Annotated in this window: 27 protein-coding genes; 17 read left to right on the top strand and 10 right to left on the bottom strand. The window is 66.4% G+C overall.

Annotated elements, in window-relative coordinates; translation table 11 throughout:
* Positions 1-2: 2 nt before the first annotated feature.
* The 3 genes from ctaD to AC1RB9_RS00580 are packed head-to-tail and all read left to right on the top strand — an operon-like array spanning position 3 to position 3,058.
* Positions 3-1,595, top strand: coding sequence for a cytochrome c oxidase subunit I (gene ctaD, locus AC1RB9_RS00570; RefSeq protein WP_003083723.1), 1,593 nt, complete (start codon positions 3-5; stop codon positions 1,593-1,595).
* A 10-nt stretch (positions 1,596-1,605) separates the two neighbouring features.
* Positions 1,606-2,160 carry a cytochrome c oxidase assembly protein gene (locus tag AC1RB9_RS00575; protein WP_003083725.1) on the top strand — a complete coding sequence of 185 codons (555 nt, stop codon included), beginning with the start codon at positions 1,606-1,608 and terminating at the stop codon, positions 2,158-2,160.
* A 10-nt stretch (positions 2,161-2,170) separates the two neighbouring features.
* Positions 2,171-3,058 carry a cytochrome c oxidase subunit 3 gene (locus AC1RB9_RS00580; protein ID WP_003115030.1) on the top strand — a complete coding sequence of 296 codons (888 nt, stop codon included), beginning with the start codon at positions 2,171-2,173 and terminating at the stop codon, positions 3,056-3,058.
* 15 nt (positions 3,059-3,073) lie between these two features.
* On the opposite strand, the gene AC1RB9_RS00585 is transcribed toward AC1RB9_RS00580, so the two are convergent.
* Positions 3,074-3,283 carry a twin transmembrane helix small protein gene (locus tag AC1RB9_RS00585; protein WP_003101213.1) on the bottom strand — a complete coding sequence of 70 codons (210 nt, stop codon included), beginning with the start codon at positions 3,281-3,283 and terminating at the stop codon, positions 3,074-3,076.
* A gap of 15 nt (positions 3,284-3,298) precedes the next feature.
* Between AC1RB9_RS00585 and AC1RB9_RS00590 the strand changes: the two genes are divergently transcribed.
* The 5 genes from AC1RB9_RS00590 (at position 3,299) to senC (ending at position 7,385) form a co-directional block, all read left to right on the top strand.
* The gene (locus AC1RB9_RS00590; protein ID WP_003142392.1) at positions 3,299-4,093 is read left to right on the top strand and encodes an SURF1 family protein; all 795 of its coding nucleotides are present in this window, start codon (positions 3,299-3,301) and stop codon (positions 4,091-4,093) included.
* The gene (locus tag AC1RB9_RS00595) at positions 4,068-4,646 is read left to right on the top strand and encodes a hypothetical protein (protein WP_003142395.1); all 579 of its coding nucleotides are present in this window, start codon (positions 4,068-4,070) and stop codon (positions 4,644-4,646) included. Before AC1RB9_RS00590 ends, AC1RB9_RS00595 begins: the two co-directional genes overlap by 26 nt.
* Positions 4,647-4,710: 64 nt before the next feature.
* Positions 4,711-5,784, top strand: coding sequence for a COX15/CtaA family protein (locus AC1RB9_RS00600; RefSeq protein WP_003121617.1), 1,074 nt, complete (start codon positions 4,711-4,713; stop codon positions 5,782-5,784).
* A gap of 25 nt (positions 5,785-5,809) precedes the next feature.
* Positions 5,810-6,724 carry a heme o synthase gene (cyoE, locus tag AC1RB9_RS00605; RefSeq protein WP_003083746.1) on the top strand — a complete coding sequence of 305 codons (915 nt, stop codon included), beginning with the start codon at positions 5,810-5,812 and terminating at the stop codon, positions 6,722-6,724.
* Positions 6,725-6,749: 25 nt separating this feature from the next.
* Positions 6,750-7,385, top strand: a complete 636-nt coding sequence (gene senC / locus AC1RB9_RS00610) for a cytochrome c oxidase copper chaperone SenC (protein WP_003083748.1) — start codon at positions 6,750-6,752, stop codon at positions 7,383-7,385.
* A 34-nt stretch (positions 7,386-7,419) separates the two neighbouring features.
* On the opposite strand, the gene AC1RB9_RS00615 is transcribed toward senC, so the two are convergent.
* Complete coding sequence (locus AC1RB9_RS00615; RefSeq protein ID WP_003083750.1) at positions 7,420-7,872, bottom strand: GNAT family N-acetyltransferase; 453 nt, start codon at positions 7,870-7,872, stop codon at positions 7,420-7,422.
* Positions 7,873-8,003: 131 nt separating this feature from the next.
* Here AC1RB9_RS00615 and AC1RB9_RS00620 point away from each other — a divergent pair, with 131 nt between their 5' ends.
* The 7 genes from AC1RB9_RS00620 (at position 8,004) to AC1RB9_RS00650 (ending at position 13,813) form a co-directional block, all read left to right on the top strand.
* Positions 8,004-8,477: a winged helix-turn-helix transcriptional regulator gene (locus AC1RB9_RS00620; RefSeq protein ID WP_003083753.1), complete on the top strand. Its 474-nt coding sequence runs from the start codon at positions 8,004-8,006 to the stop codon at positions 8,475-8,477.
* Positions 8,478-8,733: 256 nt separating this feature from the next.
* On the top strand, positions 8,734-9,462 hold the full coding sequence (locus AC1RB9_RS00625) for an SDR family oxidoreductase (RefSeq protein WP_003083755.1): 729 nt from the start codon (positions 8,734-8,736) through the stop codon (positions 9,460-9,462).
* A gap of 24 nt (positions 9,463-9,486) precedes the next feature.
* Complete coding sequence (locus AC1RB9_RS00630) at positions 9,487-10,074, top strand: 2-hydroxychromene-2-carboxylate isomerase (protein WP_003119512.1); 588 nt, start codon at positions 9,487-9,489, stop codon at positions 10,072-10,074.
* 229 nt (positions 10,075-10,303) lie between these two features.
* Positions 10,304-11,653, top strand: a complete 1,350-nt coding sequence (locus tag AC1RB9_RS00635) for a C4-dicarboxylate transporter DctA (protein ID WP_003142411.1) — start codon at positions 10,304-10,306, stop codon at positions 11,651-11,653.
* Positions 11,654-11,701: 48 nt separating this feature from the next.
* Positions 11,702-12,388, top strand: a complete 687-nt coding sequence (locus AC1RB9_RS00640) for a FadR/GntR family transcriptional regulator (RefSeq protein ID WP_003083762.1) — start codon at positions 11,702-11,704, stop codon at positions 12,386-12,388.
* A 100-nt stretch (positions 12,389-12,488) separates the two neighbouring features.
* Entirely contained in the window at positions 12,489-13,223 is a 735-nt protein-coding gene (locus AC1RB9_RS00645; RefSeq protein ID WP_003117208.1) for a GntR family transcriptional regulator, read from the top strand.
* Positions 13,224-13,402: 179 nt separating this feature from the next.
* The gene (locus AC1RB9_RS00650; protein ID WP_003110659.1) at positions 13,403-13,813 is read left to right on the top strand and encodes an aegerolysin family protein; all 411 of its coding nucleotides are present in this window, start codon (positions 13,403-13,405) and stop codon (positions 13,811-13,813) included.
* Positions 13,814-13,844: 31 nt separating this feature from the next.
* Here the strand turns inward: AC1RB9_RS00650 and AC1RB9_RS00655 are convergent, their stop codons facing one another.
* From AC1RB9_RS00655 to AC1RB9_RS00670, 4 genes are all read right to left on the bottom strand, one after another.
* The gene (locus AC1RB9_RS00655; RefSeq protein WP_003083769.1) at positions 13,845-14,753 is read right to left on the bottom strand and encodes a LysR family transcriptional regulator; all 909 of its coding nucleotides are present in this window, start codon (positions 14,751-14,753) and stop codon (positions 13,845-13,847) included.
* 299 nt (positions 14,754-15,052) lie between these two features.
* The gene (parE, locus tag AC1RB9_RS00660; protein WP_003083773.1) at positions 15,053-15,334 is read right to left on the bottom strand and encodes a type II toxin-antitoxin system toxin ParE; all 282 of its coding nucleotides are present in this window, start codon (positions 15,332-15,334) and stop codon (positions 15,053-15,055) included.
* Positions 15,331-15,558: a CopG family ribbon-helix-helix protein gene (locus AC1RB9_RS00665; protein WP_003083775.1), complete on the bottom strand. Its 228-nt coding sequence runs from the start codon at positions 15,556-15,558 to the stop codon at positions 15,331-15,333. Before AC1RB9_RS00665 ends, parE begins: the two co-directional genes overlap by 4 nt.
* Before the next feature lie 174 nt (positions 15,559-15,732).
* A complete protein-coding gene (locus AC1RB9_RS00670; RefSeq protein WP_003101226.1) occupies positions 15,733-16,353 on the bottom strand; it encodes a hypothetical protein in 621 nt (206 codons plus the stop codon).
* Between the two features lie 100 nt (positions 16,354-16,453).
* Between AC1RB9_RS00670 and AC1RB9_RS00675 the strand changes: the two genes are divergently transcribed.
* Positions 16,454-16,954 (top strand): LEA/WHy family protein, encoded by a 501-nt coding sequence (locus AC1RB9_RS00675; RefSeq protein ID WP_003162763.1) that lies wholly within the window; start codon positions 16,454-16,456, stop codon positions 16,952-16,954.
* A 72-nt stretch (positions 16,955-17,026) separates the two neighbouring features.
* A complete protein-coding gene (locus tag AC1RB9_RS00680; RefSeq protein WP_003101229.1) occupies positions 17,027-17,368 on the top strand; it encodes a zinc ribbon domain-containing protein YjdM in 342 nt (113 codons plus the stop codon).
* Positions 17,369-17,449: 81 nt separating this feature from the next.
* On the opposite strand, the gene gabP is transcribed toward AC1RB9_RS00680, so the two are convergent.
* The 4 genes from gabP to bauA all read right to left on the bottom strand — a co-directional run bounded on the left by gabP (position 17,450) and on the right by bauA (position 22,256).
* Positions 17,450-18,877 carry a GABA permease gene (gene gabP, locus AC1RB9_RS00685; protein ID WP_003083784.1) on the bottom strand — a complete coding sequence of 476 codons (1,428 nt, stop codon included), beginning with the start codon at positions 18,875-18,877 and terminating at the stop codon, positions 17,450-17,452.
* A gap of 168 nt (positions 18,878-19,045) precedes the next feature.
* Complete coding sequence (locus AC1RB9_RS00690; RefSeq protein WP_003101230.1) at positions 19,046-20,539, bottom strand: CoA-acylating methylmalonate-semialdehyde dehydrogenase; 1,494 nt, start codon at positions 20,537-20,539, stop codon at positions 19,046-19,048.
* Between the two features lie 83 nt (positions 20,540-20,622).
* On the bottom strand, positions 20,623-20,910 hold the full coding sequence (bauB, locus tag AC1RB9_RS00695; protein WP_003083790.1) for a beta-alanine degradation protein BauB: 288 nt from the start codon (positions 20,908-20,910) through the stop codon (positions 20,623-20,625).
* Positions 20,910-22,256 carry a beta-alanine--pyruvate aminotransferase gene (bauA, locus tag AC1RB9_RS00700; RefSeq protein WP_003162762.1) on the bottom strand — a complete coding sequence of 449 codons (1,347 nt, stop codon included), beginning with the start codon at positions 22,254-22,256 and terminating at the stop codon, positions 20,910-20,912. The genes bauB and bauA overlap by 1 nt, the downstream gene beginning before the upstream one ends.
* Between the last annotated feature and the right edge of the window lie 17 nt (positions 22,257-22,273).

The raw sequence follows: 22,273 nt of genomic DNA on the forward strand, positions 1-22,273 counted from the left end.
CCATGAGTGCTGTGATCGATACGCCCGACCACCATGCCGGCGACCACCACCACGGACCGGCCAAGGGCCTGATGCGCTGGGTGCTGACGACCAACCACAAGGACATCGGCACCCTCTACCTGTGGTTCAGCTTCATGATGTTCCTGCTCGGCGGCTCGATGGCCATGGTGATCCGCGCTGAGCTGTTCCAGCCCGGCCTGCAGATCGTCGAGCCGGCGTTCTTCAACCAGATGACCACCATGCACGGCCTGATCATGGTCTTCGGCGCGGTGATGCCGGCCTTCGTCGGCCTGGCCAACTGGATGATCCCGCTGATGATCGGCGCGCCGGACATGGCCCTGCCGCGGATGAACAACTTCAGCTTCTGGCTGCTGCCGGCGGCCTTCGGCCTGCTGGTCAGCACCCTGTTCATGCCCGGCGGCGGCCCCAACTTCGGCTGGACCTTCTATGCGCCGCTGTCGACCACCTTCGCCCCGCACAGCGTGACCTTCTTCATCTTCGCCATCCACCTGGCCGGGATCAGCTCGATCATGGGCGCGATCAACGTGATCGCCACCATCCTCAACCTGCGCGCCCCGGGCATGACCCTGATGAAGATGCCGCTGTTCGTCTGGACCTGGCTGATCACCGCGTTCCTGTTGATCGCGGTGATGCCGGTGCTGGCCGGCGTGGTGACCATGATGCTGATGGACATCCACTTCGGCACCAGCTTCTTCAGCGCCGCCGGCGGCGGCGACCCGGTGCTGTTCCAGCACGTGTTCTGGTTCTTCGGCCACCCCGAGGTGTACATCATGATCCTGCCTGCCTTCGGTGCGGTCAGTGCGATCATCCCGACCTTCGCGCGCAAGCCGCTGTTCGGCTACACCTCGATGGTCTACGCCACCGCCAGCATCGCCTTCCTCTCCTTCGTGGTCTGGGCGCACCACATGTTCGTGGTCGGCATCCCGGTCACCGGCGAGCTGTTCTTCATGTACGCCACCATGCTGATCGCGGTGCCCACCGGGGTGAAGGTGTTCAACTGGGTGACCACCATGTGGGAGGGTTCGCTGACCTTCGAGACGCCGATGCTGTTCGCCGTGGCCTTCGTCATCCTGTTCACCATCGGCGGCTTCTCCGGACTGATGCTGGCGATCGCCCCGGCGGACTTCCAGTACCACGACACCTACTTCGTGGTCGCCCACTTCCACTACGTGCTGGTGCCCGGCGCGATCTTCGGCATCTTCGCCTCGGCCTACTACTGGCTGCCGAAGTGGACCGGCCACATGTACGACGAGACCCTCGGCAAGCTGCACTTCTGGATGAGCTTCATCGGCATGAACCTGGCGTTCTTCCCGATGCACTTCGTCGGCCTCGCCGGCATGCCGCGACGGATCCCCGACTACAACCTGCAGTTCGCCGACTTCAACATGGTTTCGTCGATCGGCGCCTTCATGTTCGGCACCACCCAGCTGCTGTTCCTGTTCATCGTCATCAAGTGCATCCGCGGCGGCAAGCCGGCCCCTGCCAAGCCCTGGGACGGCGCCGAGGGCCTGGAGTGGAGCATCCCTTCGCCGGCGCCCTACCACACCTTCAGCACCCCGCCCGAGGTCAAGTGAGGAGCGCGCCATGAGCGATGCCAAGGTCGATACCCGCCGCCTGGTCGGCCGCCTGCTGCTGGTGACCGTGCTGATGTTCGCCTTCGGCTTCGCCCTGGTGCCGCTCTACGACGTGATGTGCCGCGCCCTGGGGATCAACGGCAAGACCGCCGGCAGCGCCTACAGCGGCGAACAGCAGGTGGATGTCGGGCGCGAGGTGAAGGTGCAGTTCATGACCTCGAACAATATCGACATGGTCTGGGAGTTCCGCTCCGCCGGCGACCAGTTGGTGGTGCATCCCGGCGCGGTGAACCAGATGGTGTTCTACGCGCGCAACCCGAGCGACAAGCCGATGACTGCGCAGGCCATCCCGAGCATCGCCCCGGCCGAGGCCGCCGCCTACTTCCACAAGACCGAATGCTTCTGTTTCACCCAGCAGGTGCTGCAACCCGGCGAGAGCATCGAGATGCCGGTGCGCTTCATCGTCGACCGCGATCTGCCCAAGGATGTGCGGCACGTGACGCTGGCCTACACCCTCTTCGATATCACTGCGCGGAAGCCGCCCGTACCGGTTGCGGGACGATAAGGAGAACAACATGGCAAGCCACGAACACTATTACGTCCCCGCCCAGAGCAAGTGGCCGATCATCGCCAGCATCGGCCTGCTGGTGACGGTGTTCGGCCTGGGTACCTGGTTCAACGACCTCACCGCCGGCCACAAGGAGTCCCATGGCCCGTGGATCTTCTTCGTCGGCGGGCTGATCATCGCCTACATGCTGTTCGGCTGGTTCGGCAACGTCATCCGCGAGAGCCGCGCCGGACTCTACAGCGCACAGATGGACCGCTCGTTCCGCTGGGGCATGAGCTGGTTCATCTTCTCCGAGGTGATGTTCTTCGCCGCCTTCTTCGGCGCGCTGTTCTACGTCCGCCACTTCGCCGGTCCCTGGCTCGGCGGCGAGGGTGCCAAGGGCGTGGCGCACATGCTCTGGCCGAACTTCCAGTACAGCTGGCCGCTGCTGCAGACCCCGGACCCGAAGCTGTTCCCGCCGCCGAGCGCGGTGATCGAGCCGTGGAAGCTGCCGCTGATCAACACCATCCTGCTGGTCACCTCCAGCTTCACCGTGACCTTCGCCCACCACGCCCTGAAGAAGAACAAGCGCGGCCCGCTCAAGGCCTGGCTGGCGCTGACCGTGCTGCTGGGGATCGCCTTCCTGATCCTGCAGGCCGAGGAGTACGTGCACGCCTACAACGAGCTGGGCCTGACCCTCGGCGCCGGCATCTACGGCTCGACCTTCTTCATGCTCACCGGCTTCCACGGCGCCCACGTGACCCTCGGCGCGCTGATCCTCGGCATCATGCTGATCCGCATCCTGCGCGGTCACTTCGATGCCGAGCACCACTTCGGCTTCGAGGCCGCCAGTTGGTACTGGCACTTCGTCGACGTGGTCTGGATCGGCCTGTTCATCTTCGTCTACGTGATCTGACCGCCACCGGGGGAATCAGAAATGCCAGGGCGCGTGGCTGTTCAGCTCGCCGCTGTAGAAGCCCCAGGCGACCAGCACCAGGGTCGCCGCGGCGAGCACCACGCGGACGGTCAGCGAATTGACCACGCGGGAACCATGGCCCTGGTCCTTGACCAGGAAGAACAGGCCGCTGAACAGGCTCACCAGGGTAGCCAGCAGTAGCAGGACGATCGCCACTTTCAACATGGTGGGACTCCGGCGATGGGGGGATTCATGCAGTATAGCCAGCGCCTCGGGGAGGCCGGACGCAATGACAGACGCAGCATGCGTGGCGCGTTCCGCCCCGGCCTGCTGCCGACCCTGGTGGTCCTCGGCCTGCTGCCGGTGCTGCTCTGGCTGGGCACCTGGCAGTTGCAGCGGGCCGACGAGAAGCGCGCCCTGCTGGCCAGCTACGAGGCCCGGCGCGGCGCCGAGCCGGTGTCGCCCGGGCAGCTAGAGGGACTGCGCGACCCGGCGTACGTCCGCGTGCGCCTGCACGGCCGCTTCGACCAGCGGCATACGCTGCTGCTGGATAACCGGCTGCGCAACGGACAGGCCGGGGTCGAGGTGCTGCAACCCTTCTACGACCAGGCCAGCGGCCTTTGGCTGCTGGTCAACCGCGGCTGGGTCGCATGGACTGACCGACGCTCGCCGCCGACGCTGGAAACCCCCGACCGCGTCCTCCTGCTCGACGCCTGGACCTACCTGCCGCCACCCGGCGGCCTGCACCTGGCCGACGCGCCGGCCGGCGGCTGGCCGCGCCTGGTGACCCAGCTCGACATCCCGGCGCTGTGGCAGGCCTTCGGTCGCGCCGGGCTGCCCTGGGAAATCCGCCTGGAAGCGGGCGACGCCAGCTTCGACACCGATTGGCCCCTGGTCTCGATGCCGCCGGAGCGGCACACCGGCTACGCCGTGCAGTGGTTCGCCCTGGCGACGGCCCTGCTCGCCCTCTACCTCTACCTCGGTGTGCGCCGCGCACGGGAGAAAAACCATGAGTCTCGCGATTCAGATGCCTGAACGTCCGCGCCGCGCCCGTGGCCGCCTGCAACTGCTGGCGATCATCGGCCTGGTGGTGGGGCCGATGCTGCTCGCCAGCGCCATGTACAAATGGAATTTCTGGGTACCGCAGGGGCGCAGCTACAGCGGCGCGCTGATCGGCAACGGCCAGACTCCCGCCGACCTCGGCGTGCAGGGACGCAGCCAGGGCGAGCAGTGGCAACTGCTGGTGACCGCGCCGGGCACTTGCGGCGAGGACTGCCAGCAACTGGTCTACCTGGCCCGCCAGGTCAACATCGCCCTCGGCCGCGAAGCCTCGCGCGCCGGCCACGCCCTGGCCGCCAGTGGCGAGCTGCCGGCGGACTTCGCCAACCTGGTGAGGCAGGACTACCCGCGCCTGCAGCGCTACGGCCTGGACCCTGTCCTGTACGACAAGGCCGGCGGCGGCGAGCGGCCGCTGCTGTGGGTGGTCGACCCGCACGGCAACCTGGTGCTGCGCTACGACGCCAAGGCCAACGGCAAGAAGCTGCTGAAGGACGTGCAACTGCTGCTCAAGCTCTCGCATATCGGTTGATCGGCGTGGCCGGCGCGGTTCCCGGCCCGATGAGGACAGAACGACAAGAAAAAGGGGCCCGCGAATGACAGGCGCAACCCGCAAACCCGGTTTCACCGTCGCCGTGCTGGCGACCCTGCTGGCCGCCGTGGTGGTCCTGCTCGGCGCCTATACCCGGCTGACCCACGCCGGCCTCGGCTGTCCGGACTGGCCAGGCTGCTACGGCTTCGTCCACGTGCCGCTGAGCGAGGCGCAACTGGCCCACGCCGAACTGCACTTCCCCGACGCCCCGGTGGAGGCACAGAAGGGCTGGAACGAGATGATCCACCGCTATTTCGCCGGCGCCCTCGGCCTGCTCATCCTTGGCCTGGCGTTGCATGCGCTGGTCCGCCGCGGGCGCGACGGCCAACCGCTGAAGCTGCCGCTGCTGCTGCTCGCGGTGGTGATCGCGCAGGCCGCCTTCGGCATGTGGACGGTGACCCTCAAGCTCTGGCCGCAGGTGGTCACCGCCCATCTGCTCGGCGGCTTCACCACCCTGGCGCTGCTCTTTCTCCTCGCCCTGCGCCTCTCCGGACGCTTCGCGGCGCGGCGCTACCCGGCGGCGACCCGCGGACTGGCGGGGCTGGCCCTGCTCCTGGTGATCGGCCAGATCACCCTCGGCGGCTGGGTCAGCAGCAACTATGCGGCGGTGGCCTGCATCGACCTGCCCACCTGCCATGGCGAGTGGTGGCCGCGGATGGACTTCGCCAACGGCTTCCACCTGACCCAGCACATCGGCCCCAACTACCTCGGCGGCCAGCTCGACAGCGACGCGCGCACGGCGATCCACATGACCCACCGGATCGGCGCGCTGTGCGTGACCCTGGTCCTCCTGCTGCTCGCCTGGCGCCTGCAGCGCAGCGGCCTGGTCTGGCCGACTGCGCTGATGCTGCTCGGCCTGTCGCTGCAGATCGGCCTGGGCATCAGCAACGTGCTGCTGCACCTGCCGCTGCCGGTGGCGGTGGCGCACAACGGCGGTGGCGCCCTGCTGCTGCTCAGCCTGGTGTTGGTCAACTATCGCCTGCGCGCGCCGGCCAGCGTCCGCGCGCCGGCACCGTCGCCGCAGCGCGTGCGCCGCACGCTGCCGCCGGCGCAAGGTTCTCGGCTGAAGGCCGCCTGACAGACAGAAGGATGGAGGTAAGGATATGGCCACCGTCATCGATCGCCACAGCCAGCCGACCTGGCGCGACTTCCTCGAACTGACCAAGCCCAAGGTCGTGGTGCTGATGCTGATCACCTCGCTGATCGGCATGCTGCTCGCCACCAAGGCGCCGCTGGATGGCTTCGTGCCCTGGCAGGTGCTGATCTTCGGCAACCTCGGCATCGGCCTTTGTGCCGGCGCGGCGGCGGCGGTCAACCATGTGGTGGACCGGCGCATCGACTCGATCATGGCGCGGACCCACAAGCGGCCGCTGGCCGAGGGTCGAGTGTCGCCGAGCATGGCGCTGGGCTTCGCGCTGCTCCTGGCGCTGGCCGGGATGGCCGTGCTGCTGGCCTTCACCAACCCGCTGACGGCCTGGCTGACCCTCGCCTCGCTGCTCGGCTACGCGGCGCTCTACACCGGCTTCCTGAAGCGCGCCACGCCGCAGAACATCGTCATCGGCGGGCTCGCCGGGGCGGCGCCGCCGCTGCTCGGCTGGGTCGCCATCACCGGCCACCTGAGCGCCGAGCCGCTGTTGCTGGTACTGATCATCTTCGCCTGGACCCCACCGCACTTCTGGGCGCTATGCATCCACCGCAAGGACGAATACGCCAAGGCCGACATCCCGATGCTGCCGGTGACCCACGGCGAGCGCTACACCAAGCTGCACATCCTGCTCTATACCCTGGTGCTGTTCGCGGTGAGCCTGATGCCGTTCGTCATCCACATGAGTGGGCTGGTCTACCTGCTCTGCGCCCTGGCCCTGGGCGCGCGCTTCCTCGACTGGGCCTGGGCGCTCTACTGTGACAGCCGGCCACATGCGGCGATAAAGACCTTCAAGTACTCTATCGTCTACCTGTTCCTGCTGTTCATGGCGCTGCTGGTGGACCACTATCTGCCGCTGAAGCTGCTTCTCTGATCCCACTCTAGAGCCTTGCCCACCCATGACTCGAGTCAACAAGACCGTCCTCGTCCTCGTCGCCCTGGTCGCCCTGGTCCTCGGCCTCACCGTGCACAAGGTGCTCACCGCCCAGCGCCAGGCCGATCCCACCGTGCTGCTCGACGCCGGCATCGTGATCCTGCCGCAGACGCGCAAGGTGCCGGCGCTGGAGTTCACCAACCAGGACGGCCAGGCGGTCAGCACTGCCAGTCTCAAGGGTCGCTGGCACCTGCTGTTCTTCGGCTACACCTTCTGCCCCGATGTCTGCCCGACCACCCTCGCCCAGCTCCGCGAATTGCAGGGCAAGCTGCCGCAGGAGGTGCGCGACGACCTGCAGGTGGTATTCGTCAGCGTCGATCCGAACCGCGACACGCCGCAGCAGATCAAGCAATACCTGGGCTACTTCAACGCCGGCTTCCAGGGGCTCACCGGCACTCCGGAGAACATCCAGAAGCTGGCCAACGCCATGAGCATCCCCTACATCCCCGCCGACACCAGCAAGCCCAACTACACCGTCGACCACAGCGGCAACCTGGTGATCATCGGTCCGGACGGCGAGCAGCACGGCTTCATCCGCGCGCCGCTGAACAACGCCAAGCTGGAAGCCCAACTGCCCGGCGTGCTCAAGCCGCAGGCCTGATTCCCTTCCCTCCCCCCACCGTCCGCTCCGGGCCTCAGGCCCGGCGCATGCCGATGTGCGGGATGTCGTCTTCCAGGTAGACCTCGGTGACCGCGACGAAGCCATAGCGGCCGTAGTAGGCCTGCAGGTGGGCCTGGGCCGAGAGGTACACCGGGGTGTCCAGCCAGAGGCGCTCCGCCGCCTGCAGCGCGCGTTCCATCAACTGGTGACCGAGCCCCTGGCCGCGCGCGGCCGAGGAACTGACCACTCGGCCGATCACCACCTGGCCCTCGTGGCGAACCGGGTCCAGCAGGCGCAGGTAGGCGAGCAACTGGCCGTCGCGCCAGGCCATCAGGTGATGGGTATCGCCGACCAGGTCGAGGCCGTCGACTTCCTGGTAGGGGCATTTCTGTTCCACCACGAAGACCTCGGTGCGCAATTGCAGCAGCGCGTAGAGTTCCTTCAGGGTGAGGTCGGCGTGGTGCTTGCAGGTCCAGTCGAGCGACATGGTCGGGATTCCGGGACAGGAGACAGGAACGCGGTTATGCCATGGGCGGCGGGCCGCTGGAAAGGCGTGGCCGGTCGGTTTCGTTTCAGAACCCACGCGACTATCCTTTGCCGAACGGCTGGAGGTGTCTCATGCGTTGGGAAGAACTGAGCGAACAACCCTGTTCGCTGGCGCGGGTGCTGGCGATCCTCGGCGATCGCTGGACCCTGCTGGTATTGCGCGACTGCTTTCTCGGCGTGCGCCGTTTCGACGACTTCGAGCGCAGCCTCGGCGTGACCCGTCACGTCCTCGCCGACCGCCTCAAGCGCCTTGTCGAAGCGGAGATACTGGCCAAGGTGCCCTACCAGGAAAGGCCGCTGCGCGAGGAATACCGGCTTACCGAGAAAGGGATGGAACTGTACCCGGCCATCCTTTCCCTGGTGAACTGGGGCGACCGCCACCTCGCCGGCGTCGAGGGGCCGCCGCTGGAGCATGTGCACAAGCATTGCGGCCAGCACATGCATGGCGTGCTGGTCTGTTCCGAATGCGGTGAGCCGCTGCACGCGCGGGACGTGACGGTACGCGAGGGGCTGTTCTGGAAGGGGCGCCTGCTGCGGCGCGGCTGAGCGTTCCAGGCCTGGCCGCCGACGCGAATCGGCGGATAAACGCCGATGGCGTTACGGCAGGAAGGACGCTGTCGTACCAGGCTCCGCCGACCGGTCCCCTCTCTTCAGGGAGAGGACGTGCCGGGCAGGCCGGGACAGGCAGAGTAATTGGTGCGCGGATATCACTCGAGCCCTTGCCAGTTGACAAGTTCCTTTTAAGAACTAACTATCGTCTCTATTGGGTTCTAAAAAAGAACTAACAAGAGAGGCCTCTGCAATGACCCAGCGCAAAGCGGTTCTGGTAATGGGCGCCGGCGACGCCACCGGTGGCGCCATCGCCCGGCGGTTCGCCCGCGAGGGCTACGTGGCGTGCGTCGCCCGGCGCAACGCGGAGAAGCTGGAGCCGCTGGTGCAGGCCATCCGCGACCAAGGCGGCGAGGCCCTGGCCTGCGGCTGCGACGCACGCCAGGAGCAGCAGGTGATCGACCTCTTCGCCCGCATCGAGGGTGAGGTCGGTGCGCTGGAGGCGGTGATCTTCAACGTCGGCGCCAACGTCTGGTTCCCGATCACCGAAACCACCGAACGGGTCTATCGCAAGGTCTGGGAGATGGCCGCCTTCGGCGGCTTCCTCACCGGCCGCGAGGCGGCGCGGGTGATGCTGCCGCGGCAGCGCGGAACGATCATCTTCACTGGCGCCACCGCCTCGTTGCGCGGCCGCGCGCATTTCGCCGCGTTCTCCGGCGCCAAGTTCGCCCTGCGTGCCCTGGCCCAGAGCATGGCGCGCGAGCTGGGGCCGAAGGGCATCCACGTCGCCCACCCGATCATCGACGGCGCCATCGACACCGACTTCATCCGCGAAACCCTGCCCGAGCTGTACAAGCGCAAGGAGCAGGACGGCATCCTCGATCCCGAGCACATCGCCGAGACCTACTGGCAGATCCACTGCCAGCCGCGCGACTGCTGGGTGCACGAACTGGACCTGCGCCCCTGGATGGAAACCTTCTGATCCCCGCCACGGAAAGAGCCACGCATGAGCAAGCAAATCGAGTTCTTCTTCGACTTCGGCAGTCCCACCACCTACCTCGCCTGGACCCAACTGCCGCGCATCGCCGCCGCCCATGGCGCGAGCATCGCCTGGCGGCCGATGCTGCTGGGCGGCGTGTTCAAGGCCACCGGCAACCATTCGCCGATCGAGGTGCCGGCCAAGGGGCGCTACACCCTCCACGACCTGGCGCGCTATGCGAAACGCTACGGCGTGCCGCTGGCCTTCAACCCGGCCTTCCCGATCAACACCCTGACGCTGATGCGCGGCGCCCAGGGCTATCTCGGCGGCGAAGGGTTCCAGCCCTACCTGAAAGCGGTGTTCGAAGCGTTGTGGGTACGACAGCAGAACCTCGGCAAGCCCGAGGTGGTCGCCCAGGTGCTGGCGGAGGCTGGGTTCGATCCGGATGAGTTCCTCCGCCTGGTTGGCGACGAGCAGGTCAAGGAGGGGCTCAAGGCGACCACCGAAGAGGCGGTGCGGCGCGGCGTCTTCGGCGCGCCCAGCTTCTTCGTCGGCGACCAGTTGTTCTTCGGCCAGGATCGCCTCGATTTCGTCGCCGAGGCCCTCGCCGGCTGACCTCCCCTTCCCCGCGGCGAGCCGCTCTGGCCCGCCGCCTTGCGCCATCCGAGCGCCCTCCTCCCGGCTGCGGCCCGCGCGTGCCGTGGTTCCTGGCCATTCGTCGCGCCCGCCGATAGCGGCTTGTCAGGCTGACTTCTTTGCGTATAGGCTGAACTGGTCAGACCGGTAATACCACAATAAAAATGCGTTCATCGCCCGCCTCCGCGAGGCCCGATGGAAGCGCCGAATGGAGACTCCTGCGATGTTCATCAAGCGCTGTTCCCGCTCGATATTCCTGCAAGTCGTGATTGGCCTGGTGATAGGCGTGATCTGCGGGGTCGGCATTCCCGACCTGGCCGTGCAGATGAAGCCGCTGGGCGATGGCTTCATCAAGCTGATCAAGATGCTCATCGCACTGATCGTCTTCTGCGTGGTGGTCAACGGCATCTCCGGCGCCGGCGACCTGAAGAAGGTCGGCCGCATCGGCCTGAAGTCGGTGATCTACTTCGAAATCCTCACCACCATCGCCCTGGTCCTCGGCCTGGTGGTCGCCTACAGCCTGGGCCTGGGCAGCGGCGCCAACATCCATCTCAACGAACTGCCCGCCGGCGACGTCGCCCTGTATACCGGGCGCACCCAGGAAATCCATGGCCCCGTGGCATTCCTCATGGGCCTGATCCCGACCTCTGTGTTCAGCGCCTTCGCCGAGAACGACATCCTCCAGGTCCTGCTGTTCTCCGTGCTGTTCGGCAGCGCCCTGAACCTGGTCGGCGAGCAGGCCAGCGGCGTGGCCCGCCTGATCAACGAATTCAGCCACATCGTGTTCCGCATCATGGGCATGATCGTGCGCCTGGCACCGCTCGGCGTGTTCGGCGCGGTGGCCTTCACCACCGCCCGCTACGGCGTCGACTCGCTCAGCCACCTGGGCGCGCTGGTGCTGGTGTTCTACGCCACCTGCCTGGTCTTCGTCATGGCGGTGCTCGGCAGCGTCCTGCGTCTCTCCGGGGTGCGCATGCTGCCGTTCCTGCGCTACTTCCGCGAAGAGCTGCTGATCGTGATGGGCACCGCCTCCTCCGACGCGGTGCTGCCGCAGGTGATGCGCAAGCTCGAGCACATGGGCATCCGTAGCTCCACGGTAGGACTGGTGATTCCCACCGGCTACTCGTTCAACCTCGACGGATTCTCGATCTACCTGACCCTGGCGGTGGTGTTCATCGCCCACGTCACCGGCACGCCGCTGGCGATGACCGACCTGATCACCATCCTGCTGGTTTCGCTGGTCACCTCCAAGGGCGCCCACGGCATTCCCGGCTCGGCCCTGGTGATCCTCGCCGCCACCCTCACCGCGGTGCCGGCGATCCCGGTGGCCGGCCTGGTGCTGGTGCTTTCGGTGGACTGGTTCATGGGCATCGGCCGCGCGCTGACCAACCTGATCGGCAACTGCGTGGCCACCGTGACCATCGCCCGCTGGGAAAACGACATCGATATGCCGCGCGCGCAGGCCATACTCGACGGGCGCCTGGAGGCGCCAGCCAAGGCCGACGGCGAGCCGCTCAAGCGCAGTGCGGTGGCCGGGGAAGGCAAGCTGCATGGCTGACGCGCCGAGGCGCGTTGCACGTCCGATTGGCAAGTAAAGGGAGGCGACATGTTTTCTTCGTCCAAGCTGGTCAACGCGGTTGCCCAGCGCCTGCTCGACACCATCGAGCAGGGTCGCTGGGTCGCCGGCCAGATGTTGCCCGGCCAGCGCGAGCTGGCTGAGCAGATGGAAATCAGCCGGCCGAGCCTGCGCGAGGCGATCATGGTCCTGGAGACCCTGGGCGTGGTCCGTTCGCTGCCGGGCAAGGGCGTGATGGTCCTCGAACGCAGCGAACCGCTGCGCGAGGTCGCGGCGCCCGGCGAGGCGACCATGGAAGACGTCCTGCAACTGCGCTATGCGCTGGAGCCGTTCATCGTCGGCATCGTCGCGCAGAGCGCCGGGGCGGCGGAGATCAGCGAACTGCGGCTGTTGCTGCTGGACCTGCGCGAAGCGGTCGAGGATGGCGACCCGCAGGCTCTGGTTGAGGCCTACACGGCCTTCCACCGGCGCCTGGTGAAGCTCACCTCGAACCCGATCTTCCTCAGCGTTTCCGAACAGATCGGCAGCGCCCTGGAACGCAGCGACAACCTGGTGCGCCGCCAGCCGGAATACGCCGAGGAGATCCTCCAGGAACACGACGCCATCCTCCGTGCGATCCGCCAGCACGACAGCGAGCGGGCGAGCCAGGCGATGCGCCAGCACATCCTCAACGAAGGCGCGCGCCTGAACATCGACCTGCGCTTGCCGCAGGTCTGATCGCCCGCGCCAGGGTTCCAACCCGGGACCGTCGCGGCGCCCGGACGGCTTTCGTCCGCCGCCTGCGAAGGCCCACAAGCACGACTCGACAGGTGTGAACATGGTCGGATTCGAAGCACGTACCCAGCAGGGCGCCGCGCTGCGCCCCACCAGCCATTTCGTCTACGAAAGCATCTACACGGCAATCCTGGAAAAGCGCCTGGCGCCGGCCGCCAAGCTGAGCAAGGAAACCCTCGGGCAGATCTTCCGGGTCAGCAACGGTACCATCCAGCGTGCCCTCACCCGTCTCGCCGAGGACGGCGCGGTGGTGATGCCGCCGAAGGAGGTCGCCAGCGTCGCCCGCCCGGACGAGCGCCAGGCGCGGCAGGTGCTGGACGCGCGCCTGCTGGTGGAAAGCGAAGTGGTGCGGCAACTGCCCGCGGGGCTGGATCCCGCCGCCCTTGCCGAGCTACGGGCGCTGGTCGACGAGGAGCAGGCTTGCCTCGCGGCCCGCGACAGCGCCGGGCTGATCCGTCTCGCCGGGCGCTTCCACCTGCGCCTGGCCGAACTGACCGAGAATCCCTTGCTGCAGGGTTTCGTCCGTGGCCTGGTGGCACGCGCCTCGCTGGACATCGCGCTGAACAAGGGGGCGGTCTATACCGCCGAGGCCTGCGCCGCGCAGCGCGCCCTGCTCGATGCCCTGGAGGACGGCGACAGCGCGGCGGCGGCTGCGCTGATGGACGCTTACCTGCGAGGCCTGTTCGCCCGCATGCGCTTCCTGCCTCCACCCACCACCGACCTGCGCGAGGCATTCGGCATGAAGGCCCCTCGCGGGGAAAAGCGCCGGAGGGCCTGACCTCCCCGGCCGCCGCCTACCAGATCTGGCAGGCGGTGGTGGCTGGTGGCCAGCCTATAGTGAAGCGGGTCAGGGATGGCGCCGTGCTGGTCGAAGTAGCCAAGGGTCCGTTGTGAGCGCCCGGTCCTGTCCGTGACGTCCTACAGGAAGCTGTGAACGCATGGTTAACGGAGATCGACATGGCATACGCAGAATGGATCGCAGTGAAGGTCGTGGTATCCAAATCCATCGGCACGGTGGGCATCCGCAACGCCACCTTGCAATGGGGCAAGTTCTACCGCTACACCAACAAGGACGACGAGATTTCCACCGAGGAAGTCAGCAGCATGAACGTGCAGGCCGGCAGCCCGCAATGGATCGCCTCCTGCGGACGGGAGAACGCTTCGTCCGGCACCCAGGGCAGCTTCGACTGCTACGACGGCAACACCAAGATGGGCACCTTCAGCTGGGATGACCCGTGGAAATCCGGCGCCACCAACACCTGGGGCTTCACACCGGCATCGGCGGACTATGCTGGCATCACCAGCGGCGGCAACGCTACGGGCACGGACATCGGCGAGGTCACCCTGACCCTCGGCCGCTTCTCCTGACGGTACCTGGAGCTGGCCGGCAGTCCGTCGGTCAGCTCCAGCGCTCATCCCCGTCCGTGGCGAACGCTCGCCGCAGCGCCTCGATGGCGACCTTCACCTTGGCCGGCTGGGCCTCGCGCCGTGGCGTCACCGCATAGATGCCGAGCCCGGGAATCCTCCACTCCGGCAATAGCTGTTGCAGGCGCCCGTCGTTCAGCGCGTCGCGCACCTCCGGCAGCGGCTGGTAGGACACGCCGAGTCCGTCGAGGGTGAACTGACGCACCGCGAGCATCCCGTTGGCGGCCACCCGTGGCTCCAGGCGCAGTTTGCAGACTTCCCCGCCCGGCCCGCTGAGCGTCAGGTGGTTGAGGTGGTTCGAGGTGTTCAGGGAAATCCAGTCGACCTCGGTCAACTGCTCCGGACGGTTGATCGGCGCCCGTTGGCGCAAATAGGCCGGCGCCGCGCAGAGCACGCTGCTCCAATCGCCGAGGTGGCGCGCCACCAGGCTGGAGTCGGCGAGATTGCCGACGCGTATCGCCAGGTCGATGCGCTCGGCGACCAGATCGATGCGCTCGTCCTGGAAGAACAGCTGCAGGCGCAACTGGCGGTGGTTCTCCAGCAACGGTTTCAGCGCCTGGGTGATCAGCGTGCCGGAGAACCCCACCGGCGCCGCCAGGCGCAACTCACCCACCGGCGCATCGCGCCATTCGCCAAGCCGCCGCTCGGCTTCCTCGGCGATCGCCAGCATCTGCGCGCAACTGCGATAGAACGCCTCGCCGGCCTCGGTCAGGGTCAGCCGGCGGGTGGTGCGATGCAGCAAAGTGACCTGGGCGCGGCTCTCCAGCTTGCGGATCTGCTGGCTGACTGCCGAAGGGGTCATGCCCAGGCTCTGGGCCGCGGCTGCCATCGAGCCCTTGTCCACCACAGTGGCGAAGATCGCCATGCCTTTCAGCGAATCCATGCCGGTTCCTCCTTGCGGGAGACTGCTCCTGGGGAAAAATCACCGGAAAAAGCGCGAGAAAGCATGCCCAGCGGGCGAGGTCGTCGGGTTTCGGAAAAATACGGATGCATATGGGAGCGAAGCATAAGTCAGTTAAAGAACTAATCAGGTTGCAGTGGTCGCAAGTTGGTCGCTCTCATTTGTCTGGTCGAAAAATGTCCATTTCTTGTGAGTTATGGATGTTTTGTCCGAAATAAATAACTACGTACAAGTCAAGGTAAATATTCGTTTTGAAACATCTTGTAACCGTGTGACCACTTTTAGGGGGTAATTTCGACCCTGTCGATGCGCAAAATCTGGATTTCCTTGCCTTTTACCCGAAAAGGGGCGCTGAACGGCCAGCGCTCCAGGGTCAGGGTGCGTACGCCTGGCACCTCGCTGGGCCGCCCTGCCCCCTGGTTGGCTACCTGCTGCAGCGGTTTCACCTGCTCGACGATGTCCTGGACGGCTTTCAGGGCTTTTTCCGGGCCGATCAGCACGACGTAATGGTCGTAGATGGCGTCCAGGTCGGCGGCCGCCTTGCGGGTCCACTTCAGGCTCATTGCAGCCCCCAGCGCTTCTCGATCTCGGTGTGTTCCAGCAGGCGACCGGCATTGGCATCGGCCAAGCCTTCATCGATGGCAGCGACCTGCCACTGCTGCCTTTCCAGGTACTGCGCGAGCGCCTGCCGCAGGTGATACGGGCGGTCGCGGTGGGTGGCGCGGGCCAGTTCGTCGAGGGCCGCGACCAGGGCGTCATCGGCGCGGAACGAGACTACGGTGCTCATTTTCTGATCAGCTTCGTTTTCGTTGTATACGGTGTTTACAGTGAAAACAAATGTATACGAAAGCCCTCGGGCGAGCAATCGCCAGGCTGTTTCGTCCGACGAAAAAACCTTTATCGATCAGTGGGTTGAATGAGGAGCCCGCCCCGAGCGGGGCGGGCGGAAGGGGGCGCGGGATTACCAGGCCTGGTTGAAGTGGAAGCCCTGCCTGGGCGAGAAGCGGGTGTTGACGAGCTTGTAGCCTTCCTCGCCGCGTGGCTTGACCAGCGAGACCTGGCCGACCTGCGGTTGGGTGATCTGTTGCAGGGTGGTCAGGCTGGCCTGCTTGAGCACCTCGGGGTTCTTCGCCCAGTCCTTCACTTCGCGTGGCTTGACCTCGACGGTGACCAACCAGCCCTTTTCCACGGCCGGGCCGTAGTCGTCGGGCTTGGCGGGGTCCACCGAACGGACGCTGACGTCGAAGCCGCTGCTGTAGCAGAAGGCCTTCGACTCGGGCTTGTAGTCCTCGCGGCCGGCGGGCGTGAGGTCGTAGGAATCGCCGTCGCGGCGCAGCAGGCCGACGCCGACCAGCGCGTCGTAGACCGCGGCGTTGCCTTTCGCCGGGCCGGGGCCGGAGAAGCTGTCGGAGAGCGTCACCGGGAAGGTCTTGAACAGGGTGGAGCTGGCGCAGGCGGGTTTGTCGAAGCCGCGCTCGGCGAGCAGGCGGGCGATCTCCTCGCTGGACGGAGCGGAGTCCGAGCAGGCGGCGAGGAACAGTGGGAGGGCGGCGACGAGGCCGCGCAGAACGCGTGTAGGCATGGGCATGTCCTTTGTCCATTGGCGCAGCCGGATCGGCTGCGCGGCGAATTCTAGCGGCTGTGGCACCATGGGCGCACATTCGACCCAAGGAGGAGAACCCATGCGCCTGCCTGCGAACCTCGGCCGCCTGCTGCCGGCCCTGTGCCTGGGCGTCCTGTTGAGCGCCTGCAGCACCTTCGGCCAGCGCGATCCGTTGCGTATCGACCTGGTCGGCCTGGAACCCCTGCCGGGGCAAGGCATGGAGATGCGCTTCATGGTCAAGCTGCGGGTACAGAACCCCAACGACGAGCCGATCGAATACAACGGCATCGCCCTCGACCTCGACGTCAACGGCCAGCCCCTGGCCAGCGGCGTCAGCGACCAGACCGGCGAGGTGCCGCGCTTCGGCGAGCGGGTGGTGAGCGTGCCGCTGACCGTCTCCGCCTTTTCCGCCTTCCGCCAGGCCTGGGGCCTGAGCAACAACGCGCCGACCCGGGGCATGCCCTACGTGGTGAAGGGCAAGCTCGCCGGAGGCCTGTTCGGCACCGTGCGCTTCAGCGAAAAGGGCACCCTCGACTTCTCCGGGCCGGCCCTCGGCGCGCCGAAGACCAAGGGGCTCTGAGGCGGTTCGGCAGGGGAGCGAGAAACCCTATATAATCTGCGGTTTTCGTCCCCCTGCTGAAGAGAGAATGCCGTGAGCACGCTGCCGCCCTGTCCCCAATGCAACTCCGAATACACCTACGAGGATGGTGCGCTGCTGGTCTGCCCGGAGTGCGCCCATGAATGGTCGCCGAACGAGGCCGCTACGGCGTCCGATGATGGCAAGGTGATCAAGGATTCGGTGGGCAACGTTCTCCAGGACGGCGATACCATCACCGTGATCAAGGACCTGAAAGTGAAAGGCTCCTCGCTGGTGGTGAAGGTCGGCACCAAGGTGAAGAACATCCGCCTGGTGGACGGCGACCACGACATCGATTGCAAGATCGACGGCATTGGCGCGATGAAGCTGAAATCGGAATTCGTCAGGAAGGTCTGAGACGACCTTGCCTGAAGAAGCCCGGCCATTGGCCGGGCTTTTCTTTGGAGGGCTGTCTGGGTTCTTCCCCCGGTGGTGGGCTCAGACCCGCGCCGTCTTCCCGGCGTAGTCCTCGCCGAGGCGCGGCTTGCGTCGCGCGTTGAGCAGCCCGAGGCAGACGGTGAAGATCGTCAGCAGAGCGGTGGCGAACACCTCGTGACGGTGCTCCGGCATGATCAGCATGATGCTCAGTGCGGCGACGATGAACAGGATCACCGCCCAGGTCAGCCAGGGATATAGCCACATGCGGAACTCGATGGGCTGGCCGCTGGCCTGCAATTGCTTGCGCATGCGCAACTGGGCCACGGCGATCACCAGGTACACCAGTAGCGCCACGGCGCCGGAGCTGGCGAGGAGGAAGGTGAAGACCTTCTCCGGTGCGAAGTAGTTGACGATGGTGGTGAGGAAGCCCACCGCGGTGCTGGCCAGCACCGCCGGGCGTGGTACGTGGGCGGTGTTGGTCAGCTTGAGCACGCTCGGGGCGTCGCCGCGCTTGGCCAGGGAGAAGACCATCCGCGACGAGGTGTAGATCGCCGAGTTCAGGCAACTGGCCACGGCGACCAGTACCACCAGGTCGACGATCAGCTTGGCGTGCGGGATGTCCAGCAGCTCCAGGGCGCGCTGGTAGGAGCCGACCTGGATCAGCAGCGGGTCGTTCCACGGCACGATGGAGATCACGATGAAGATCGACACCAGGTAGAACAGGCCGATCCGCCAGATCACCGAGTTGGTGGCGCGGGTGATCTGCTTCGCCGGGTCCTTGGACTCGGCGGCGGCGATGGTGACGATCTCGGTGCCCATGAAGCTGAACATGGTCGTCAGCAGGGCGCCGAGCACCGCGCCGTAGCCGTTCGGCACGAAGCCGCCGTGGCTCGCCATCAGGCTGGACAGGCCGCTGACCTCGCGTTCCGGCAGGCCGCCGACGATGGCCACCGCGCCGAGCACGATGAAGGCGATGATGGCGATCACCTTGAGCAGCGCGAACCAGAACTCGAACTCGCCGTAGCGGGCCACGCTGAAGAGGTTGGTGACGGTGAGCAGGAAGGTCACCGCGAGGGCGAAGATCCAGGTGTCGATGGCCGGGAACCAGGCGTTGAGGATGGCCGCGGCGGCGATCGCTTCGAGGGGGATCACCAGCACCCAGAACCACCAGTAGAGCCAGCCGATGGTGAAACCGGCCCAGCGGCCGATGGAGCGGTCGGCGTAGGTGGAGAAGGAACCGGTATCGGGGGAGGCGACCGCCATTTCGCCGAGCATGCGCATGACCAGCACCACCAGGGTGCCGGCGATCAGGTAGGCGAGCAGGGCGGCCGGGCCGGCGGCGGCGATGGCATGGCCGGAGCCGACGAACAGGCCGGCGCCGATCACCCCGGCGATCGACAGCATGGTGACGTGGCGTTGTTTCAGGCCGGGCGCGAGCGAGGCGTTGCGCTTGTTCGGCAGTTGTGAAGCCAGTACGACTTTGGACATCGTTGAGACCCTTTAATTGTTCTTGGGCAAGGTCTGGGCCGCCTTGTGGGCGACGCCATGGGTGCGGCCGTGGGTGAGGTTTCACGGCGGTGGAACGTTGCGGACTCCTGATTGCGGAAAAAGAAAAAAGGCATGGTCGTTACCGACCATGCCTGTCGTCGTCAGCCTTCAGAGGCTGGGGAAGGCGAATTGCGAGGCCTCGTGGCTGGCCCGCTGCGGCCAGCGCTGGGTGATGGCCTTGCGCCGGGTGTAGAAGCGCACGCCGTCCGGGCCGTAGGCGTGGAGGTCGCCGAACAGCGAGCGCTTCCAGCCGCCGAAGCTGTGGTAGGCCACCGGCACCGGCAGCGGGACGTTGACGCCGACCATGCCGACCTCGATCTCGTCGCAGAACAGGCGTGCGGCCTCGCCGTCGCGGGTGAAGATGCAGGTGCCGTTGCCGTATTCGTGGTCGTTGATCAACTGCATGGCCTCTTCCAGGCTGTTGACGCGAACCACGCACAGCACCGGGCCGAAGATCTCTTCCTTGTAGATGGTCATTTCCGGGGTCACCCGGTCGAACAGGCTGCCGCCGAGGAAGAAGCCGTTCTCGTGGCCGGCGACCTGGTAGCCACGGCCGTCCACCACCAGCTCCGCGCCCTGGGCCACGCCGCTGTCGATGTAGCCGGTGACCTTGGCCTGCGCGGCGGCAGTGACCAGCGGGCCCATGTCGAGGCCGCAGGAAGTGCCGGCGCCGATCTTCAGCGCCTTGATCTGCGGAACCAGCTTGGCGATCAGCGCGTCGGCCACCTGGTCGCCGACGCATACCGCCACCGAGATCGCCATGCAGCGCTCGCCGCAGGAGCCGTAGGCGGCACCCATCAGCGCGCTGACGGCGTTGTCGAGGTCGGCGTCGGGCATCAGCACCGCATGGTTCTTCGCGCCGCCCAGGGCCTGCACGCGCTTGCCGCGCTTGGTGCCCTCGGCATAGATGTATTCGGCGATGGGGGTCGAGCCGACGAAGCTGATGGCCTTCACTTCCGGCGCCTGGAGCAGGCCGTCCACGGCTTCCTTGTCGCCGTGCACCACGTTCAGCACGCCCTTCGGCAGGCCGGCTTCGTGGAACAGCTCGGCGATCAGCAGGGTGGAGCTGGGGTCGCGCTCGGAGGGCTTGAGGATGAAGGTGTTGCCGCAGGCGATGGCCAGCGGGTACATCCACAGCGGCACCATCGCCGGGAAGTTGAACGGGGTGATCCCGGCGACCACGCCGATCGGCTGGAAGTCGCTCCAGGCGTCGATGTTCGGGCCGACGTTGCGGCTGTACTCGCCCTTGAGGATTTCCGGGGCGGCGCAGGCGTACTCGACGTTCTCGATGCCGCGCTTGAGTTCGCCGGCGGCGTCTTCCAGGGTCTTGCCGTGCTCTTCGCTGATCAGCTTGGAAATCCGCGCCTCGTTCTGCTCCAGCAGTTGCTTGAAGCGGTACAGCACCTGTGCACGCTTGGCCGGCGGGGTGTTGCGCCAGGCCGGGAAAGCGGCCCTGGCGGCATCGATGGCTTTCTGCAGGGTCTTGCCGTCGGCCAGCGGGACCTTGTGGATGGCTTCGCCGGTGGAGGGGTTGAAGACGTCGGCGCTGCGGCCGTTGTCGGCGACCATTTCGCCGTTGATCAGGTGGTGGAGGGTGCCCATCTTGTCTTGTTCTCTCTTCGCTAGGGGTGACGAAAGGGCCGTGGCCCTTTCCCTTTACCCGCTCCCTGGGGAGCGGGTGCGGATTACTTGATCTCGGTCTCGACGAAGACCACTTCGTGTGCGCTGGCGTTGATCACGTTGTGCTCGACGCCGGCCTTGCGGAAGTAGGCCTGTCCGGCGACCAGCGGCGCGTGGCGGTCGCCCTCGGGGGTTTCCAGCAGCAGCGTGCCGTCGGTCAGCGGTACCACCACATAGTCGTGGCCGTGGCGGTGGCGCCCGGTTTCCGCGCCGGGGGCGAAGCGCCATTCGGTCACGATCACCTCGGCGTTGTCCACCTGCACGGTGGGTACGGCTTGCGGGCGGCCGCTCATCAGGCGATGCCGTTGAGCGCTTCGCCGACCGCGTCGAATAGGCGGTCCAGCTCTTCCGGCCTGGCGTTGAAGGTCGGGCCGAATTGCAGGGTATCGCCGCCGAAGCGCACGTAGAAACCCTGTTGCCAGAGCTTCATGCCGGCCTCGAACGGACGCACGGTCGGATCGCCGTCGCGCGGGGCGATCTGGATCGCGCCGGCCAGGCCGCAGTTGCGGATGTCGATGACGTTCTTCGCGCCTTGCAGGCCGTGCAGGCTCTTCTCGAAGTGCGGCGCCAGTTCGGCGGACTGCTGCACCAGGTTGTCCCTGGCCAGGATGTCCAGCGCGGCGAGGCCGGCGGCGCAGGCGACCGGGTGCGCGGAGTAGGTGTAGCCGTGGCTGAACTCCACTGCGTGCTCGGGCAGCGCCTGGTTCATGAAGGTGTCGTAGATCTCGCTGCTGGCGATCACCGCGCCCATCGGCACGGCGCCGTTGGTGACCTGCTTGGCGACGTTCATCAGGTCCGGGGTGACGCCGAAGTACTCGGCGCCGCTGTAGGTGCCCAGGCGGCCGAAGGCGGTGATCACCTCGTCGAAGATCAGCAGGATGTTGTGCTGGTCGCAGATCTCGCGCAGGCGCTGCAGGTAGCCGACCGGCGGTACCAGTACGCCGGCGGAGCCGGACATCGGCTCGACGATCACCGCGGCGATGTTCGAGGCGTCGTGCAGCTCGATCAGCTTGAGCAGCTCGTTGGCCAGCTCGACGCCGCCGGTCTGGGCCATCCCGCGGGTGAACGCCATGCCCGGTTGCAGGGTGTGCGGCAGGTGGTCGACGTCCATCAGCTGGCCGAACATCTTGCGGTTGCCGCCGATCCCGCCGAGGCTGGTGCCGGCGACGTTGACCCCGTGGTAGCCGCGGGCGCGGCCGATCAGCTTGGTCTTCTGCGGCTGGCCTTTCAGGCGCCAGTAGGCGCGGGCCATCTTGATCGAGGTGTCGGCGCACTCGGAGCCGGAACCGGTGAAGAACACGTGGTTCAGTTCGCCTGGCAGCAACCCGGCGATCTTCTCGGCCAACTGGAAGGACAGCGGATGGCCGTACTGGAAGCCCGGCGAGTAGTCGAGGGTACCGAGCTGGCGAGCCACCGCCTCCTGGATTTCCTTGCGCGAGTGGCCGGCGCCGCAGGTCCACAGGCCGGACAGGCTGTCGTAGACCTTGCGGCCCTTGTCGTCGGTCAGCCAGCTGCCTTCGGCGGCGACGATGATCCGCGGGTCCTTCTGGAAGTTGCGGTTGGCGGAGAAGGGCATCCAGTGGGCGCGCAGGTTGAGTTCGCTGGAAACCGGCGGGGCCACGTTGAGCGGCTGGTTCATCGTTCGATCCTCGGGCT

This window comes from Pseudomonas sp. 20-5 (assembly GCF_056782835.1).